Source organism: Gordonia aichiensis NBRC 108223 (assembly GCF_000332975.1).
Taxonomy (GTDB): Bacteria; Actinomycetota; Actinomycetes; order Mycobacteriales; family Mycobacteriaceae; genus Gordonia; species Gordonia aichiensis.
In genome coordinates, this window is sequence record NZ_BANR01000030.1 from 16,597 (window position 1) to 35,969 (window position 19,373).

At 65.4% G+C, this 19,373-nt stretch carries 15 protein-coding genes; 1 reads left to right on the forward strand and 14 read right to left on the reverse strand.

All coding sequences use genetic code 11. The annotated features are described in order from the left end of the window. Positions 1-28: 28 nt before the first annotated feature. Positions 29-757 (forward strand): DUF998 domain-containing protein, encoded by a 729-nt coding sequence (locus GOACH_RS20405; protein WP_005179159.1) that lies wholly within the window; start codon positions 29-31, stop codon positions 755-757. Here GOACH_RS20405 and GOACH_RS20410 read toward each other — a convergent pair. The 14 genes from GOACH_RS20410 to hisI all read right to left on the reverse strand — a co-directional run bounded on the left by GOACH_RS20410 (position 736) and on the right by hisI (position 19,373). Continuing rightward, positions 736-1,182 carry a GNAT family N-acetyltransferase gene (locus tag GOACH_RS20410; protein WP_005179161.1) on the reverse strand — a complete coding sequence of 149 codons (447 nt, stop codon included), beginning with the start codon at positions 1,180-1,182 and terminating at the stop codon, positions 736-738. The genes GOACH_RS20405 and GOACH_RS20410 overlap by 22 nt on opposite strands. A gap of 118 nt (positions 1,183-1,300) precedes the next feature. After that, positions 1,301-1,780 (reverse strand): hypothetical protein, encoded by a 480-nt coding sequence (locus tag GOACH_RS20415; RefSeq protein WP_052004082.1) that lies wholly within the window; start codon positions 1,778-1,780, stop codon positions 1,301-1,303. A gap of 87 nt (positions 1,781-1,867) precedes the next feature. Further along, complete coding sequence (locus tag GOACH_RS20420) at positions 1,868-2,746, reverse strand: acyl-CoA thioesterase (protein WP_005179166.1); 879 nt, start codon at positions 2,744-2,746, stop codon at positions 1,868-1,870. 79 nt (positions 2,747-2,825) lie between these two features. Further along, complete coding sequence (gene pyk / locus GOACH_RS20425) at positions 2,826-4,259, reverse strand: pyruvate kinase (protein ID WP_005179170.1); 1,434 nt, start codon at positions 4,257-4,259, stop codon at positions 2,826-2,828. A gap of 100 nt (positions 4,260-4,359) precedes the next feature. Continuing rightward, positions 4,360-5,865, reverse strand: coding sequence for a glutamate synthase subunit beta (locus GOACH_RS20430; RefSeq protein WP_005179174.1), 1,506 nt, complete (start codon positions 5,863-5,865; stop codon positions 4,360-4,362). Further along, a complete protein-coding gene (gene gltB / locus GOACH_RS20435; RefSeq protein WP_005179176.1) occupies positions 5,858-10,429 on the reverse strand; it encodes a glutamate synthase large subunit in 4,572 nt (1,523 codons plus the stop codon). Before gltB ends, GOACH_RS20430 begins: the two co-directional genes overlap by 8 nt. Before the next feature lie 208 nt (positions 10,430-10,637). Further along, entirely contained in the window at positions 10,638-12,842 is a 2,205-nt protein-coding gene (gene lgt, locus GOACH_RS20440; protein ID WP_005179177.1) for a prolipoprotein diacylglyceryl transferase, read from the reverse strand. A gap of 82 nt (positions 12,843-12,924) precedes the next feature. Further along, positions 12,925-13,749 (reverse strand): tryptophan synthase subunit alpha, encoded by an 825-nt coding sequence (gene trpA / locus GOACH_RS20445; protein WP_005179179.1) that lies wholly within the window; start codon positions 13,747-13,749, stop codon positions 12,925-12,927. Continuing rightward, positions 13,746-15,140, reverse strand: coding sequence for a tryptophan synthase subunit beta (gene trpB, locus GOACH_RS20450; protein ID WP_005179181.1), 1,395 nt, complete (start codon positions 15,138-15,140; stop codon positions 13,746-13,748). Before trpB ends, trpA begins: the two co-directional genes overlap by 4 nt. 63 nt (positions 15,141-15,203) lie before the next feature. After that, entirely contained in the window at positions 15,204-16,022 is an 819-nt protein-coding gene (trpC, locus tag GOACH_RS20455; protein ID WP_005179183.1) for an indole-3-glycerol phosphate synthase TrpC, read from the reverse strand. Positions 16,023-16,101: 79 nt separating this feature from the next. Then, positions 16,102-16,953, reverse strand: a complete 852-nt coding sequence (locus GOACH_RS20460; RefSeq protein ID WP_005179186.1) for a TIGR02234 family membrane protein — start codon at positions 16,951-16,953, stop codon at positions 16,102-16,104. After that, the gene (locus tag GOACH_RS20465; RefSeq protein ID WP_005179188.1) at positions 16,950-18,638 is read right to left on the reverse strand and encodes an anthranilate synthase component I; all 1,689 of its coding nucleotides are present in this window, start codon (positions 18,636-18,638) and stop codon (positions 16,950-16,952) included. The genes GOACH_RS20460 and GOACH_RS20465 overlap by 4 nt, the downstream gene beginning before the upstream one ends. Further along, entirely contained in the window at positions 18,635-18,814 is a 180-nt protein-coding gene (locus tag GOACH_RS20470; protein ID WP_005179191.1) for a tautomerase family protein, read from the reverse strand. The genes GOACH_RS20465 and GOACH_RS20470 overlap by 4 nt, the downstream gene beginning before the upstream one ends. Before the next feature lie 148 nt (positions 18,815-18,962). Further along, positions 18,963-19,373 (reverse strand): phosphoribosyl-AMP cyclohydrolase, encoded by a 411-nt coding sequence (gene hisI, locus GOACH_RS20475; RefSeq protein ID WP_005179193.1) that lies wholly within the window; start codon positions 19,371-19,373, stop codon positions 18,963-18,965.

The following is a 19,373-nucleotide window of genomic DNA, read 5'->3' on the forward strand; positions in this document are numbered from 1 at the left end:
TGGACGTTCGGTGGACTAATCTGATCGGATGCCATCGTTGTCGACCGCCCGCCGAGTCATCGCGGGAATCCTCATCGCACTGGCAGGCATCTGCTATTCGTCGTGGGTTCTGGAATTCTTCTGGTCGAGTCCCCTGGACCCACTGAACAGCTTCCTCAGCGAACTCGACGCTGCCCACCGCCCGCACCGGGATATCTACGAGATCGGCGACATCGTGACGTCGATTCTCGCCGTGGGATCGGCGCTGATCCTGTTTCTCCCACGCCCGATCGTGAGCGGTCTCTATGCGCGGGTCGCTGTGACATCCTTCGGCGTGTTCGGTGCAGCGACCCTCGCAGATGCGCTCGCCCCGATCGATTGCATCCCAGGGATCGACCCCGACTGCCCGTACGAACCAAGCGGCCTGCTCCCGCAGCTACATCACATACACGCACTGACCAGCACGGTCGCCGTGTTCGCCATCTTCATCACCATGATCGCGGGCGTACTGGCGGCATATCGGCAACAACCACGGATCTGGCCACTGCTCCGGACAGCAGGCCTCGGTGTGCTGGTCATCGTCGCGGTGACCACGGCCTGGATGCTGATCGCCGACAACCTGCACGGCGATTACTACCTCGGATTGGCGCAGCGCATCCAGGTCGGGGGCATGTCGGTGTGGCTGGTGCTCTGGGGCTTCTCGGTGTGCACTCAACGCGCACCCGCCCCTGCCCGCGACTCCTCAGGCGTGCCGGGTCAGGTGAGCTCCACCTCGTAGACGACGAAGTCGTTCGTGGCGATCGTGTCGTACAGCGAGCGGGCCGTCGCGTTGTCTCGCGCGGTCTGCCAATAGACCTTCGGTAGCCCTTGGTCGCGTGTCCAGTCGAGGACGTGATCGATGAGCGCCCGTCCGGCTCCGCTGCGACGAACGTCTGGAGCCACGAACAGGTCCTCGAGGTAGGTGTAGGGCTTGTCGCTCCACGTCGAGGCATGTGTCAACCAGTGCACGATGCCGATAGCGCGCCCGGTCTCGTCGCGCGCCATGGCACCGTACATCGGGTACTCGGGATCGAGCATTCGTGCGAAGGTCAGATCGTTCTGTGCCTGGGCCAGGTCGTGCTCGTAGAACGTCAGATACCCGGCCCACAGCGGGTCCCAGTCCTTCCGATCATCCTCGGTCAACGGCGCGATTGTCGTGCTCATTCGGTGTTCCCATTCCTCGGTTCGGTGCGGATGGCACTCGGGATCTCAAGTCGAACGCTCGGGTGGTCTGGTCTGACGGGGTACTGGCGACGGTGACCATCCGACGGCAGTCGTGTGGTCAGGATGTCGGGCGCAGCACCACGCCACTCTGCAACGCAGCCGGCGACACCGGTTGCGCGAAACCATCTCCCACATGCACCACGTAGCCGCTGCGGCCCGCGTCGACGTCCACGGAGAACTTCAGCACGCACTGTCCGTCGTGTGTCCGATATCGTTCGAGCGGCGTCGTTGCGAGCTTGTCGCCCGTCTCGCTGTAAATGGTGACGGCCGCCCGGTCGGAAATGGTCCCTCCTGTGGCCGCGGTTTCCCACGTGTCGCAGCTCACCGGCACACCTCCGAGTGCGGTGAACTGCTGTGTGTTGCCGATGCCGAGCAGGATCGCGAACAGTGCGAGGGCCGCGAACACCACCATCGCGATCGACGTCCCGACGATGATCGGTACGCGCGTGCGGTGCTGCCACATGCGTCGAGGCAGTGGGGCTCCCGAGTCGAGCCAGAACTCCGTCGTTCCCGGCGCCGCGTCGGTCGGCTGCCGCATCATGGTCTCTTGCGGGGTCTCGGAGTGTGTCTGTATCCGCGGCACGTGTTGTGCCGACCATGGTCCCTGTTGCGGATGCACCACGTGTCACTCCTTCGGAGGGAAGTATTTGATCAGGGCTTCCTGCGTGACGGACGTGGCCAGTGTTCCGTCCCGCTTCCAGAAACGACCTGAGCCCATCCCGCGCGACCCGGTGGCAACCGGCGACCGGGTCGCGTAAAGCATCCATTCGTCGAAGCGGAAGTCGCGGTGAAACCACATCGAATGGTTGACGGTTGCCGCGAACAGTCGGTCGATGCCCCACGACAGGCCGTGGGTGGTGATGACCGAGTCGAGGACAGTGGTGTCGGATGCGTAGCACATCGCCGCGACATGCAGCAGCGGGTCGTCGGGCATGGCACCGTCGGTCTTCATCCATACCCTGTTGTCGCGCAACGTCTCTCCGGCCTCGCGCATCTTCCACGACGGGTCGTTGGCGAAGCGGATGTCGATGGGGTGCAACGCATTGACGAACGTGGCGATGCGGTCTTCGAAGCCCTTGAAGTGCTCGCCGAGCGGTGGCAACTCTTCCGGGTACGGGACCTGAGGGATCTCGACGGCATGTTCGAGTCCCGCGGAGTTGTCCTGGAACGCGACCAACATCGTGAAGATGACCTCGTCGTCCTGGATCGCATTCACCTGGCGGTTGGCGAAGGACTTGCCGTCGCGGTAGCGCGCGACGTGGTACTCGATGGGCTTGGTCACATCACCGCCACGGATGAAATGCGCGTGCAGGGCGTGGACGGGCGGATTACCCCGTGTCAGTGTGCGCCCAGCGGCGACGACCCCCTGCCCGAGCATCTGGCCACCGAAGGTGCGCGCCGTCTTCTGCTCGGGGTGCTGCCCGATGAACAGGTCGTCGTCGCGCCGTTCGACGTCGAGTAGGTCGAGGAGTTTGGCGAGATCCTCGGATACGTCGGTTGTCATGCGGATCACCCTATGTGGTCAGCCGCGGATGCGGTGAGGCCGGTGGCTGCATCGCAGCCACCGGAGCGGCGTACGAAACTCAGTGATCCTGCTCGCCGATCCGGTGCACGTGGATGAGGTTGGTCGAGCCGACGGTTCCGGGGGGTGCGCCCGCGACGATGACGACGACGTCGCCGTCGCGCAGCCTGCCGATCCGCAGCAACTGCTGGTCGACCTGGTCGATCATGTTGTCGGTGGTGTCGACGCGGTCGACGATGAAGGTCTCGGTGCCCCAGCTCAGTGCGAGCTGGCTTCGCACGGCCTGCGTGGGTGTGAAGGCGAGAAGCGGAAGCCGCGAATGCAGGCGCGCGAGACGGCGGACGGTGTCGCCGGACTGGGTGAAAGCGACAAGAGCTTTGACCTCGAGTCGTTCGCCGATATCGCGGGCGGCATACGAGATGATCCCCCGCTTGGTCCGTGGGACGTGCGACAGCGGGGGCACATCGCGCGAGCTGCCTTCGACGGCCTTACAGATGCGATTCATGGTGCGCACCACTTCGATCGGCCACTTGCCCACCGATGTTTCGCCGGACAACATCACAGCGTCGGCACCATCGAGCACGGCGTTGGCGACGTCGGAGGCCTCGGCACGCGTCGGTCGCGAGTTCTCGATCATGGAGTCGAGCATCTGGGTTGCCACGATCACGGGCTTCGCGTTCTCGCGAGCCATCTGGATGGCCCGCTTCTGCACCAACGGCACTTCTTCGAGCGGTAACTCGACGCCGAGGTCGCCGCGGGCGACCATGATCGCATCGAAGGCGAGGACGATGGCCTCGAGGTTGTCGATGGCCTCGGGCTTCTCCAGCTTGGCGATGACGGGTACCCGTCGGCCGACGCGGTCCATCACCTCGTGGACCAGTTCGATGTCGGCGGGGCTACGCACGAAGGACAGGGCCACCATGTCGACTCCGAGGCCGAGCGCGAACTCGAGGTCGGCGATGTCCTTTTCGCTCATCGCCGGGACCGAGACGTTCATACCGGGAAGCGAGAGTCCCTTGTTGTTGGACACCGGACCGCCCTCGGTCACGGTGCACACGACGTCGTTGCCCTCGACATCGGTCACCACAAGGCCGACCTTGCCGTCGTCGACGAGCAGGCGGTCGCCGGGGACAGCGTCGTCGGCGAGACGCTTGTACGTGGTCGAGACACGGTCGTGGTTTCCGATGATGTCGTCGGTGGTGATGCGCACCGTCTCACCGGTGTTCCACATGACCTCGCCGTTGAGCGCGCCGTCGTCCTCGAACTTGCCGAGCCGGATCTTGGGGCCCTGCAGGTCGGCGAGGATGCCGACGGCCTTCTCAGCGTTGTCGCTGGCCTTACGAACTCGCTCGTAGACCACTTTGTGGTCGTCGTGGGTGCCGTGGCTGAAGTTCAGCCTGGCGACATCCATTCCGGCATCAACGAGTTCTTTGAGCCTCTCCTCGCTGTTGGTGGCTGGACCCAGGGTGCACACGATCTTGGTTCGGCGTTCCACTGTGCTCACCTTAGTCCGCTCGTTTCGGCATAGCCATCGTTACACCTGAGTTGTCATCGGACGTCAACGTCGCGTTGCTGCTCGCGGTGGCCGACGAGCGTCAGCGAACCGAGAGCGGAAGTTGCGCCGGTTTCACCGGAGACGGCAAATCGGAGGCGCCCATGAGGAATTCGTCGACGGCGCGTGCGGTGGACCGTCCTTCGGCGATCGCCCACACCACGAGCGACGCACCGCGATGTGCGTCACCGCAGACGAACACGCCCGGCGCGTCGGTCTGCCAGTCGCTTCCGCACGAGATGTTCCCACGACGATTCGGCTCGATGCCGAGGTCGGTGAGCAGACTCGTCTCGCGCACACCCTCGAACCCGATGGCGAAAAGCGCCAACTCGCAAGGTATTTCGAACTCGTCACTGACCGGGGTGATCACCCGGCGACCGTCGGGTTCGCGTACCACCTTCACCTCGGCGAGCACCATTGTCGTCACGTTGCCATCGGCGTCGCCCACGAATCGTTGCACCGCGACCTGATATTTGCGCTCGCCGCCTTCGGCGTGCGCGCTCGACGTCCGCATGACGAGCGGCCAGGTGGGCCACGGCGAGCGGTTGTCGTCGCGATCGCTGGGCAACTCGGCGTTGTAGTCGAGTTGCACCACCGACGCCGCCCCCTGTCGGTGCGCGGTACCGAGGCAGTCGGCGCCGGTGTCGCCACCGCCGATGATCACGACGTGCTTGCCCGCCGCGGTGATCGGCGACGGTCCGTCGCCTTCACATTCCTTGTTCGCCGGAACGAGGTGCTCCATCGCGAGGTGCACACCCCTGAGTTCCCGCCCCGGGACCGGATTGTCACGCGGCTTCATGGCTCCGATCGCGAGCACGACGGCGTCGTGCCTGCTGCGCAGTTCCTCGACGGTGAGATCGATTCCGACGTCGCAGTTGACGACGAATTGTGTTCCTTCCGCGCGCATCTGGGCGATGCGCCGTTCGATATCGGACTTCTGGAGCTTGTACTCGGGGATGCCGTACCGCAGCAGACCGCCGACACGGTCGTCCTTCTCGTAGACCGTCACGTCATGACCAGCGCGGGTCAACTGCTGCGCGGCGGCAAGCCCCGCGGGACCGGAACCGACAACGGCGACCGACTTGCCCGATCTCGCGTCCGGCGCCTCGGGCCCGATGATCCCCTCAGCCCACGACTCGTAGGCGATCGTCTTCTCGATCCGTTTGATCGTGACGCTGCCGCCGGTCGTCGGCTCGGAGATCGACAACACGCACGCCGCCTCGCATGGAGCGGGACACACCATTCCGGTGAACTCGGGGAAGTTGTTGGTCGCGTGAAGTCGGGCGCTCGCTGCATCCCACCGGCCTCGCCGGACGAGATCGTTCCACTCCGGAATCAGGTTGCCCAACGGGCAACCGGCAGTTCCGGAGTGGCAGAAGGGAATTCCGCAATCCATGCACCGTCGAGCCTGTTCGGACACCTCGTTGAGCGAGGCGACGGGATCGAATCCGTGCGCATACACGTCGTCCCAGTCCTGCACGCGCTCGGCAACAGGACGGTATTTCGCTTCTTTCTTCCCAACTTCCAGGAATCCGCGCGGGTCAGCCACGTGCCGCCTCCATGATCGCTGAATCGACGTCGCGCCCTTCGGCTTCGGCCATCCGGGCCGCGTCGAGGACACGCTTGTAATCGGTGGGCATCACCTTCGTGAAGGCGAGGCATCGCCTCGGCCAGTCGGCGAGCATCGACGCGCCGATGGCCGAGCCGGTGAGCCGGGTGTGTTTGGTGATGTGCTCGTGCAACCACCGCAGATCGTCGGGATCGGGCCGCAGCAACTCCACCATGGCTCCGTTGACCTTTGTCTCGTCGAGGTCGTAGACATAGGCGATCCCGCCAGACATACCCGCGGCCATGTTGCGGCCGGTAGGACCGAGTATCACCACACGACCGCCCGTCATGTACTCGCAGGCATGATCGCCGACGCCCTCCACCACTGCGGTGGCGCCCGAGTTGCGCACGGAGAACCGCTCGCCGACCTTGCCGCGCAGATAGACCTCGCCCGACGTGGCCCCGTAGAGGATCGTGTTGCCCGCGATCACCTGGTCCTCGGCGATGAACCACGCATCGGGATGCGGGGTGACCACGATCTTGCCGCCACACAGCCCCTTACCGACGTAGTCGTTGGTATCGCCGGTGAGCTTGATGGTGATACCTGGCGGTAGGAACGCGCCGAGTGACTGTCCTGCCGACCCCGTCAATTCGACGGTGATGGTGTCCTCCGCGAGTCCCTCCGCGCCGTAGCGTCGGGTCACCTCGGAGCCGAGTAGGGTGCCGACCGTGCGGTTGACGTTGCGGACCGGTAGTTCAAGCGTCACCGGATGTGCGTCCTCGAGCGCACCCTCCGCGAGCTGGATGAGAGTCTGGTCCAAGGCCTTGTCGAGTCCGTGGTCCTGACCGCGAACGCGTCGGGTCGGCCCCTTGTCCTCGATGCGACGGAAGATCGGGCTCAGGTCGAGTCCCTTGCTCTTCCAGTGCGCGACCGCGGTATCGGTGTGCAGCCGCTGCGACTGCCCGATGGCTTCGTCGAGTGTGCGATATCCCAACTGTGCCAGATACTTTCGGACATCCTCGGCGACGAACCGGAAGAAGTTGACGATGTGCTCTGCCTGCCCGGTGAACCGTGACCGCAGCACCGGATTCTGCGTCGCCACACCCACCGGGCAGGTGTCGAGGTGGCAGACCCGCATCATGATGCACCCGGACACGATCAGCGGTGCCGTGGAGAAACCGTATTCCTCCGCGCCGAGCAGGGCCGCCATGATGACGTCGCGACCCGTACGGAGTGCACCGTCGCACTGGACGGTGATCCGGTCGCGCAGGCCGTTGAGCATGAGGGTCTGCTGGGCGTCGGCGAGTCCGATCTCCCACGGCGTGCCTGCGTGCTTGAGCGACGTGAGCGGGGAGGCTCCGGTTCCGCCGTCGTATCCGGAGATGAGGACGACGTCGGCGTGCGCCTTGGAGACACCGGTGGCGACGGTCCCGACACCGACGGCGCTGACGAGCTTGACGTGGACACGCGCGTCGGAGTTGGCGTTCTTCAGGTCGTGGATCAACTGGGCGAGATCCTCGATCGAATAGATGTCGTGGTGCGGTGGCGGCGAGATCAGTGCGACACCGGGCGTCGAGTGCCTGGTCTTGGCGATCCAGGGATACACCTTGTAGGCGGGAAGCTGTCCGCCCTCACCGGGCTTGGCGCCCTGGGCCATCTTGATCTGGATGTCGGTGGCGTTGATCAGGTAATCGCTTGTGACGCCGAACCGGCCCGATGCAACCTGTTTGACGGCGCTGCGTCGCTCCGGATCGTAGAGACGGTCGGTGTCCTCACCGCCCTCGCCCGAGTTGGAGCGCCCGCCGATCCGGTTCATCGCGATCGCGATGGTCTCGTGCGCCTCGGCGGAGATGGAGCCGTAACTCATTGCGCCGGTGTTGAATCGCGTCATGATCGATTCGACAGGCTCGACCTCGTCGAGCGGCACGGGATCCCGGCCGGAGAAGTCGAGTTCGAACAGACCGCGCAGCGTACCGCCCTTGCGCGACTGCTCGTCGACCTTCTCCGAGTACGCGGCGAACACCTCGTCGCGGCCGGTCTTGGTGGCGTGTTGCAGCAGGAACACCGTTTCCGGGGTGAACATGTGCAGTTCACCCTCACGGCGGTATTGGTACTCGCCACCCACCTCGAGACGCCGATACACCTGCTCTGTCGGATTGTGCGGAAACGCGCGATGATGCCGGATGCGGACTTCCTCTGCGAGTTCGTCGAGGCCGACGCCTTCGATCCGCGAGACGGTCCGCGTGAAGTACTCCTTCACCACAGCCGACGACAGCCCGACCGCTTCGAAGGCCTGCGACGCCGTGTATGAGCTGATGGTCGAGATGCCCATCTTGCTCATCACCTTGAGCACGCCCTTGCCGAGCGCCTCGATGTAGTTGCGCTTGGCCTTCGACGGTGTGACACCCGTCAGCTCACCCTCGGCGATCAGGTCCTCGATCGACTCGAGTGCGAGATACGGATTGACCGCAGCCGCACCGAAACCGATGAGCAGCGCGATGTGGTGCACTTCGCGTGCATCGCCGGACTCGACGATCAGCGCGATCTTCGTTCGCTCCTTGGTGCGCACGAGATGGTGATGCACCGCAGACGCCGCCAACAGCGACGGGATGGGAGCGTGCTCGCGGTCGGAGTGTCGATCGGACACGACAAGTGTGCTGTGTCCCTCGGCGATCGCCTGGCTGGCGCGGCGTCGAAGATCGTCGAGTGCTTCTGCCAGGCCCTCACCGCCACGGGCGACCTCATAGAGACCATGCAGAACCTTCGCCGACAGTCCGGGATTGTCGCCGTCGTCGTTGATGTGGACGAGCTTGGCGAGGTCGTCGTTGTCGATGACGGGCCAGTGCAGCAGTATCTGCCTGCACGACGCCGCCGTCGGGGCGAGGAGATTCTGCTCGGGACCCATCACACGCGCCATCGAGGTGACGATCTCCTCGCGGATGGCGTCGAGCGGCGGATTGGTCACCTGCGCGAACAGTTCGACGAAGTAGTCGTAGAGCAACCGGGACCGCTGCGACATGACCGCGACCGGAGTGTCGGTACCCATCGAGCCGAGTGGCTCATAGCCCGAGGCAGCCATCGGGGTCAGCAGCACACGTAGGTCCTCCTCGGTGTAGCCGAAGGACACCTGCCTGCGGACGACGGTGTCGTGGTTCGGCTTGTACACCGGCCGCGGCGGAAGCGTAGCGATGTCGAGGAGTCCCGCGTGCAGCCATTCGTCGTAGGGCTCCGACCGCATGAGGTCGCCCTTGATCTCCTCGTCGGGGATGATCCGGCCATGTGCGGTGTCGACGAGGAACATCCGTCCCGGCTCGAGTCTGCCCTTGGAGACCACGTCGTCGACCGGGACGTCGAGCACACCGGCCTCCGAGGCGAGAATCACTCGACCGTCGCGCGTCTGCCACCAACGTCCTGGGCGCAGTCCGTTGCGGTCGAGAACAGCACCGACAACGGTTCCGTCGGTGAACGTCACACAGGCCGGGCCGTCCCATGCCTCCATCAATGACCCGTTGAACTGCAGGAATGCGCGGCGTTTGGGATCCATCGACGGCACGTTCTCCCACGCCTCGGGGACCATCAGCATCACGGCGTGCGGCACACTGCGGCCGCCGAGGTGCAGGAGTTCGAGCACCTCGTCGAGCGAGGCCGAGTCGGAAGCCTCGGGAGTACAGATCGGGAACGCACGGGCGAGGTCGCCGGGGATCAGGTCGGTCTCGAGGAGCGCCTCACGCGCACGCATACGATTGCGGTTCCCTCGCACGGTGTTGATCTCGCCGTTGTGCGCGACGAACCGGAACGGGTGCGCGAGCGGCCATGACGGAAAGGTGTTGGTGGAAAAGCGCGAGTGGACGATGGCGATCGCGCTCACACACCGGTCGTCACGCAGATCCGGGTAGTAGAGGGGCAACTGCATCGTCGTGAGCATGCCCTTGTAGACCATGGTCCGACTCGACAGTGAGGCGAAATACAATCCCGTACCGCTCTCGTCGACGTCCGGAGTGATGCGTTCGGCCTGCTTGCGAAACGGATAGATGTAGCGATCGAGGTCAATGCCGCCGAGCCGAGCCGCGCCGTCGGACGGATCGACGGTGACGAACAACTGCGCCATGAAGGGCATGCACCCCACCGCGGTCTCGCCGATGTCGGCGCCCTCGACGTCGACCGGCAGATCCCGCCACCCGAGGATCGTGATGCCCTCGGCGTCCGCGAGGGTCGCGATCCGATCCATCGCCTCGCGTCGAGCCGCCTGGTCCATCGGCAGGAAGCATGTACCTGCCGCATACGTGTTGGCACCGTTAGGCGACGGCTCGGGAAGCTGGAAATCAACAGTGCCGCGGAACAATTCGTCGGGAAGCTGGATCAGGATGCCCGCTCCGTCACCACTGTTCTGCTCGGCGCCCGCAGCACCGCGGTGTTCGAGGTTCTCGAGCGCCAACAGACCGTCGGCGACGATCGCATGCGACCGGCGGCCGTAGATGTCGGAGACCATCGCGACGCCGCACGAGTCCACTTCCGTGTCGGGGTCGTACAGGCCCTGCTTGGCCGGGAGCGCAGAAAACAACATCAAGAGCCTCCACTCGATTCGCGTGAATCAAATGCTGAAGTCCTCAGGGACAACGCTGGCCCGTGGAGCAGGTGTCAGGACACAACGCCGCTGAAGGCGCGTACCCCAGGTGAAATCTCACTCTATCCGACCATGAGGCGCAACGCGGTTTTCGACGCTGCGCCGACAGTCCGCACTGGGACCGGGCCCGGTGCCGTTTGCTCGCTGACTACGCCTGATCCCCCGGCTTCCAGGGCTTCGCGTCGGCGGATTCACCGGTGCCGGGAATGATCTTCTTGTCCCTCTCGACGTAATCGTCGTCGGCGACGGGATCGGGACCACCCGCGTTGTCCATCTGCCCGTCCGCAAGGGCACCCTCGTCCTCGTCGACGCCGTCAGCGCCCGTGGGGCCGTCGTCGACCTCGGCGTCCTCGGCTTCTTCGGCAATGCCCTCTTCGATGTCCGCGGCATCGACGTCTGCCGTGTCGCCGGGATCGGTGTCCGAATCCGAATCGGACTCCTCGAGGATCTCCGACTCCGTGGTGACACCCTCTGGACGTGCCGGGTCGTCTTCCGGGTCCCAAGGCTTCGCATCGGCCGATTCGCCGGTGCCCGGAATGATCTTCGACACGATCTCTTCGTTCTCGTCGAGAACCGGGTCGGGTCCGCCCGCGTTGATCTCCTGGCCGTCGGCGAGTTCGGCCTCGTCCTCGTCGACGCCGGACGCGCTGGTATCACCCTCGTCGTCGACCATGTCCTCGATATCCTCGGACACTCCCTCGGCGATCTCCTCCGGGCCGATTCCCTCTGCGGCGCTACTCATCGAAACCCCTTCGTCGGTGTGATCGCCCGCCGTATCGGTGGACTCCCCTCCATCCTCCACGGTTTCGTCACCGGCGGTGCCGGCATCGGTGGGTTCGGAATCAGCGGGTTCGGCATCAGCGGGTTCGGAATCAGCGGGTTCGGAATCAGCGGGTTCGGTCCCGTCAGATTCGGTCCCGTCGGATTCGGCTTCGGCAGGCCCGGCGGCACCGTCCTCCACGACCTCGTCCTCGACGCCCTCGTCGCTCGTCTCGGCGTCAACGCCCTCGTCGCTGGGCGCGTCGGCGTCATCACTATCAGACGCATCGACGGCGGCCTCGCGGCCGTGATCGTCGACCTCGTGGTCTGCACCCTCGCCGTCTGTGTCCTCGTCACCTGTGTCCTCGTGGCCTGCGTCCTCGTGATCGTCGCTCTCGCGATCATCACGGCCGGCTGCGGTGCCCGCTACGGCCACGCCGGCGAGAGCTGCGCCCGCGGCGGCAACCCCACCGCCGGTAGACGAGGCCGTCGATGCCGCCTGCGGCTCGATGCGCTGGTCGGGTTCGAGATCGGAGTCGTCCGGTTCGGAGCCGTCGAGGTGCTCAGCTCCATCATCTCCGTCGGCGTCCGGTTCGTCGTCGAAGAAGTGTTCGTTCTCATCCTCGCCGTCGTCATTCTCGCCGTCGTCATCCACGTCGTCATATTCGTCGTCGTCATCCACGTCGTCGACGAGGGCACCGGTGTGCCCCAGCTCGGCGAGTTCGGCGGCCCGCTCAGGCCAGTACACCTCCAGGCCCTGCTCGCGGCCCTTCGGCGCGACGATGAAGTAGATCGCACCGCAGACGATGCCCAGCGCAGCGGTGAACACGTTGATGCGCACGCCCGCGATGTGGGTGAACGCGGGGTCGGAGCGCATGAGTTCGACCCCGAACCGACCGATGCAGTACCCGACGACGTAGAGCGCGAACAGACGTCCGTGGCCGATGCGGAAGTATCGGTCGACGAGCACGAGGATCACGACGACGAGCAGATTCCACAACAGTTCGTACAGGAATGTCGGGTGCACGATCGCCACCACGTGCCCGTTCGACACACCCGTGATCAAGCCCGGATCAGCCTGCCCCGACGCATCGACGCGCTCGTAGATCTTGAGGCCCCACGGAACGTCGGTGGGCCGACCGTACAGCTCCTGATTGAAGTAGTTGCCGAGTCGTCCGATGGCCTGCGCGAGCAGAATCGGCGGGGCGATGGCGTCGGCGAACGGCGGGAGCTTGATACCCATACGCCTCGCGCCGATCCATGCGCCGAGACCTCCGAACAGCACGGCACCCCAGATACCGAGACCGCCGTCCCAGATCTTGAGCGCATCGATCGGAGTCTTGCCGCCGTCTCCGAAATAGATCTGCCAGTCGGTCAGTACGTGGTAGATACGTCCGCCGATCAGCCCGAACGGAACGGCCCAGATCGCGACGTCGAGAACCTCGCCCGACCGGCCACCGCGGGCAATCCAGCGACGGTTTCCCCACCAGACGGCGACGATGATGCCGACGATGATGCACAACGCGTACGCCCGCAATGGGAACGAACCGATGTACCACACGCCCTGAGGCGGGCTGGGGATGTAGGCGAGCATCGTCGTCGTCGGCGCTGTCACGGTGCCACCCTAACGGACGGGCACGCGCAGACGGCGAAGCGTCGGCTCCGCTTCGGGGCGATCAGAGGTCTGCTCGCGGTTCGCGGACACCGCTCGCGAGTTCCGTGACCAGCTCGGCGAGGTGATCCTGACCCGCTTTGGCCGCCGTGACCAGCGCTGACCCGACGATCACACCGTCTGCGTAGCTCGCGATCTGCGAGGCCTGCTCGCGATTGCGGACGCCGAGTCCCACGCCGAGCGGTATGTCGGAATACTCACGCACGCGAGCGCACAACTCGGGAGCGGCGTCGGAGACCGCGTCGCGCGCACCGGTCACGCCCATTGTCGAGGCGACGTAGACGAATCCGCGCGACGCGTCGACGGTCAGCGCAAGTCGCTCTGTGGTCGAGGACGGCGCGACGAGGTAGATGCGGTCGAGATCGAACTCATCGGACGCCGCATGCCAGGCGGCGCCCTCTTCGGGAATCAGGTTGGGCGTGATCACGCCGGCGCCACCAGCCTCGGACAGATCCCGGGCGAACTTCTCGACGCCGTACTGCAGGACGGGGTTCCAATAGCTCATCACGACGGCGTTGCCTCCCGCTGCCGTGATCGCCTCGACTGCGCGGAACACATCGCGGACCCTGACCCCGTTGGTGAGGGCTAGGTCGGCGGCTTCCTGGATGGTCGGCCCGTCCATGACCGGGTCCGAGTACGGCACACCGACTTCGATGATGTCGCAGCCGGCGCGAACCATCGTCTCGAAGGACTCGATGGACTTCTCGACGGTCGGGAAGCCGACGGGCAGATATCCGATGAGTGCGGCACGTCGCTCGTCGCGGCACGTCTGGAACACAGGGCCGAGCTTCGACGGGCCAGCGTGTACGGGCGTCCTCGCGTGTGTCATCGCACGTCCCCCGCGTTCGTCGTTTCTGCGCCGGTTGTTTCTGTCCCGGTTGCTTCTGCGCCGGTTGCTTCTGTGGTTGCTTCTGTGCCGGTCGTCACGCCGACCTCGTTCTCCGAGGGCGGTGGGTCGAAGAGGTGGAACCAGCGCGCCGCGGTATCGACGTCCTTGTCACCTCGTCCGGACAGGCTGACCAGCACGATCGCACCCTCCCCCAGTTCCTTGCCCAGTGTGAGTGCACCTGCGAGTGCGTGCGCCGATTCGATGGCCGGGATGATCCCCTCACGACGGCTGAGCAACGCGAGTGCGTCCATCGCCTCGGTGTCGGTGATGGGACGGTATTCGGCGCGACCTGTGTCCTTGAGGTAGGCGTGCTCGGGTCCGACGCCCGGGTAGTCCAAGCCCGCTGAGATGGAATGCGACTCGATGGTCTGGCCGTCGTCGTCCTGGAGCAGGTACGAGTAGGCGCCCTGGAAGGCGCCGGGCGTGCCGCCGGTGAACGTCGCGGCGTGACGGCCGGTCTCGACGCCGTCGCCCGCGGCCTCGAAGCCGACCAGACGCACCTCGCGGTCGTCGAGGAAGGGGTGGAAGATACCGATGGCATTCGACCCGCCGCCGACGCACGCGGTGACAGCGTCGGGCAGGCGCCCCGCCTTGTCGAGGATCTGTACGCGGGCTTCGAGTCCGACGATGCGCTGCAGGTCACGCACCATCATCGGGAACGGGTGCGGACCGGCCGCGGTCCCGAAACAGTAATAGGTGTTGTGCGCGTTCGTGACCCAGTCACGCAGCGCCTCGTTGATCGCGTCTTTGAGGGTCGCCGAGCCGTTGTCCACTGCGACGACCTGAGCGCCGAGCAGTCGCATGCGCGCGACGTTGAGCGCCTGACGGTCGGTGTCGACGCGGCCCATGTAGACAATGCACTCCATGCCGAACAGCGCACAGCCGGTCGCCGTGGCGACGCCGTGCTGACCCGCACCGGTCTCGGCGATGATGCGTGTCTTGCCCATCCGCTTGGCAAGCAATAGCTGTCCGAGCACGTTGTTGATCTTGTGCGAACCGGTGTGGTTGAGATCTTCGCGCTTGAGGAAGATCCGTGCGCCCCCGGCGAATTCACTCAGACGTGTGGCTTCATAGAGCGGAGACGGACGGCCGACGTAATCACGCTGCAGGCGGTCGAGTTCGCCGAGAAACTCGTCGTCGGTGCGCATCTTCTCGTACGCCGCGGTGACGTCGTCAATGACCGCCATCAGTGCCTCGGGAACGTGACGTCCGCCGTAGACACCGAAGTGTCCGTGGGCGTCGGGTTCCGACGAGGTACGCGTGCTGACACCGACGCTCGCGGTCGGCAACTCGTTCGCGAATTGATCGGCGGATCGGGATTCGGTGGTCACGGAACTCTCACAGACGTCTCGTCGTCCGTGACACGCAAGTCGACGCTAGATCGAAAGCAGGTGTCAGCGAACGGGTTTCGGGCAGGAAGGATGGGTGCCTGCGGTTACCAGCTCGGAGACGGCGGTCCGCGGGTCACCACTGGTGACCAGGCCTTCTCCCACGAGTACCGCATCGGCGCCCGCGCCGGCGAATGCCAGCAGATCCGCGGTACCCCGTACCCCGGATTCGGCCACCCTGATCGTCTCGGTGGGCAGGCCGGGTGCGATCCGGGCGAATGTGTCGCGGTCGACCTCGAGGGTCTTCAGATTACGGTTGTTGACTCCGATGACCGATGCGCCGGCTTCGAGCGCGCGATCGGCTTCTTCTTCTGTGTGCACCTCGACGAGTGCGGTCATCCCCAGGCTCTCGGTGCGGTCGAGCAACGAGGCGAGCACATTCTGCTCGAGCGCCGCCACGATCAGCAGAATGACGTCGGCGCCGTGCGCGCGCGCCTCGTGGATCTGATACGGCCCGACGATGAAATCCTTGCGCAGCACCGGGATATCTACCCGGGCGCGCACGGAGTCGAGATCGGCGAGGGAGCCGCGGAACCGACGTTCTTCGGTGAGCACACTGATGATGCGTGCACCACCCGCCTCGTATGCGGCGGCGAGATCGGCGGGGTCGGGGATGTCGGCGAGTTCTCCCTTGGAAGGGCTGGCCCGCTTCACCTCCGCGATGACACCGATTCCGGTCTTGCGCAGGGCAGCCATCGCATCGCGAGGAGCCGGCGCGGCAACGGACGCCTTTTTGACGGCCGCAAAGTCGACGACCGCTTCGCGTGCGGCTACGTCGGCTCTCACTCCCTCGAGAATCGAGTCGAGGACGGTGGGCGTGCTCACGACAGCTGGCTCCCTTTCTGTTCGTGCTCTCAGGGTAGACGGCCGTGTTCGGTGCACCGGGAGCGGGTTGTGCTTTTCGTCATCGTTGATCCGTCGGATCGATCCCGGTGTCGAGGGCGTCCCAGAGCATGCGTTCGTTGGGTGCGTCGTGCACCTCGCCCGGGTCTCCCGACAAGGCGTCGGATGTGGTCGCGCCGTCCGCTGTCGAGCCCTTCTGCCCTGCCGGTTGCGCCGGCGACGACCCCGCCGTTCCAGTCGTCGCGGAGTTGTCGGGTGCAGAACTCGGCGCGGTTCCCGACGCCCCATCCGACTGACGCTTCTTGTGTTCGGCGAAGATCTCGCGTTCGAGCTCCTCGCGTCGCGCAGCGGGCGTCTTGTACTTCGACGACATCCCTGCACCGGATGCGACCCGCATGAGCAGCACGCCCGCGGCGACGGCACACAGCGAACCCACGAGCACCACAGCGGCGACCCAGTTGTTGGTGGTCACCAACTGCACGACATACCTGTCGTTGAGTCCGGCGGCAGTCGCGGCGTAGGTGTCGTTGGTGCCGCCCATGACGAGCGAGATCGCCGGGAACGCAGCAAGGACACCCGCTGCGGCGACGAGGAGGGCCACTATCCGCAGGCCCCAACCGCGTAGGGACATCGCGGCCAGGATCGCGGCGAGCAGTACCAGGGCGAGCGGAGTCAGCCACGGACTCCAGTCGCTGCCCTTCACCTCGAATGTGCGTGCCGGCGAGAGCCCGTCAGCTGCGAGGACCTTGGCCCACGTCAGTCGCGATGCGATCCAGAACGCGAGCGCTGCGGCGGCGAGCAGGATCGATCCGAGAAGCTTGGTTCGACGCTGCGCCCGCGCCGCCTGCTTGTCACCGTCGGTATCGACCGGCGCATCGGTGCCGGGACTCCGGTCGGGGTCCTGGGTACTCATTCGCCACTTTCCGCTCTGGCACTACCCGTGCCGTCATTGTCCGTGCCGTCATTGTCCGTGTCGTCATTGTCCGTGTCGTGATTGTCCGTGCCGACGCGCTGCATCGTCGTGGCCGCCGCTATCGCGTTGAGTACTGCGGTGGCCTTGTTGCGGGCCTCGTTGTACTCGTAGTCGGGTTCGCTGTCGGCCACGACTCCGCCACCGGACTGCACGTAGGCGATGCCTCGACGCATCAACGCGGTGCGGATCGCGATGGCGGTGTCGGCGTTACCCGCGAAGTCGAGGTAGCCGACGATGCCGCCGTAGAGACCGCGTCGTGTCTTCTCGTTGGCCTCGATCAGTTCCATCGCTCGCACCTTGGGTGCACCGGTCAGCGTTCCCGCCGGGAAGCACGCGGTGACCGCGTCGAGCGCGTGCTTGTCGTCACGCAGGGTGCCCGACACAGTCGACACCAGATGCATCACGTGGCTGTACCGCTCGATGTGCCGGTAGTCGCTGACCTTCACGGTCCCCGGAGCGCAGACACGTCCGAGGTCGTTACGGCCCAGATCGACGAGCATCAGATGCTCGGCGTTCTCCTTCTCGTCCTCGGTGAGCTCCTTGCCGAGGAGCTGGTCTTCTTCCTCGGTGGCTCCACGCCAGCGTGTGCCGGCGATCGGGTGTGTCGTCGCCACGCGGTCGGTGACCGTGACCAGCGCCTCGGGACTCGATCCGACGATGGTGAACGGCGTGCGCGGATGACCATCGTCGTCGGTGCCGACGCCGGGCATCCGTAGGAGGTACATGTACGGGCTCGGGTTGGAGGCACGCAGGATGCGGTACACGTCGAGTGGATCGGCGTCGGTGTCGATCTCGAAGCGCATCGACGGCACCACCTGGAACGCCTCACCCGCCTCGATCTCGCGGACGAGCCCGGTCACGATCTCGCCGTACTCCTCGCGGCTGCGCTGCACCCGGAAGTCGGGTGTCGGCCTGTCGAATCGCGACACCGTCGACGGCGCGGGCGCGGCGAGCGCGTTGGTCATCGTGTCGAGTCGCGCGACGGCATCGGCGTAGGCCTCCTCGGCGCGTTCGGCACTACCGTCCCAGTTCACCGCGTTCGCGATGAGTGTGATGGTGCCCTCGTGGTGATCGACTGCGGCCAGATCCGTGGCCAGCAGCATCATGAGATCGGGCAGACCGAGATCGTCGACCGTCGTCTCGGGGAGCCGTTCAAGCCTGCGCACCATGTCGTAGGCCATGAAGCCCACGAAGCCGCCCGTCAGCGGTGGCATATCGGGCAAGGGATCGGTGGCGAGCAGACGCAGCGACTCCGCCAGCACAGTGAGCGGGTCGCCGTCGACGGGCGCACCCGCGGGCACAGTTCCCCACCAGGCCGCCTTACCGTCGACGACGGTGAGCGCCGACGGAGCGCCCACGCCGATGAACGACCACCGCGACCACGACCTTCCGTTCTCGGCAGATTCGAGGAGGAAGGTGCCTTCGCGCTCACCGGCGAGTTTCCGATATGCAGACAGCGGTGTTTCCGAATCGGCGAGTACCTTGCGCGTCACCGGGACGACACGATGGTCGGATGCGAGATCGAGGAACTCCTCGAGCGTCGTCGTGCCTGCGGTGGTCGCCGACGGCGCGCGGTGATGCGAGTCGCTGTCGGTGGTCACCGTCAGCGTGTGTTCGCCGCTCATCCCAGCGGCTCGCCGCCGACGCCCCACTGCGAGCGGGGCACCTCGGTGATCGTGACCCACACCGAATCCGGGTTCTTGCCGGTTGCCTTCGCGTACGCCTCGGTCACCGCCGCGATGGTCTCGCGCTTGACCCGATCGGACAGACCCGGGGTCTGGGAGATCTGGATCAGTGGCATGACTGCGTCACCGCCTTCCGTCTGCTGGTCCGCGTCGAGTTCACCGACCGAACGCTGAAACGGCCTACGAACTCGACAGTGCGAATCCTCATGGAGTGTGTCTGCGGTCGATTGTCCCAGGCCTCAACTCGACCGGTTGGCCCGGGCATCAACTCGATGCAGCACCTGCCGCGCCGGGACGCGCCTGCGCCTGTTCCTCACGTGTCTGCCCGTCATCGATCTCAAATGACAGCGACGGGGTGTCGAAACAACTGTGGTTGCCGGTGTGACACGCCGCGCCTACCTGGTCGACGACCAGCAGAATGGTGTCGCCATCGCAATCGAGACGGGCGTCGTGCACGTACTGGGTGTGCCCGCTGGTCTCGCCCTTGACCCAGTACTCCTGACGGGAGCGTGAATAGTAGGTGGCGCGTCGGGTGGCCAGGGTGCGCTCGAGGGCGGCGTCGTCCATCCACGCGACCATCAGTACCTGTCCGGTGGATCGCTCCTGTGCCACTGCGGCGAAGAGTCCGTCGTCATTGCGCTTGAGCTGTGCGGTGAGCTCCGGGTCGAGAGCCAT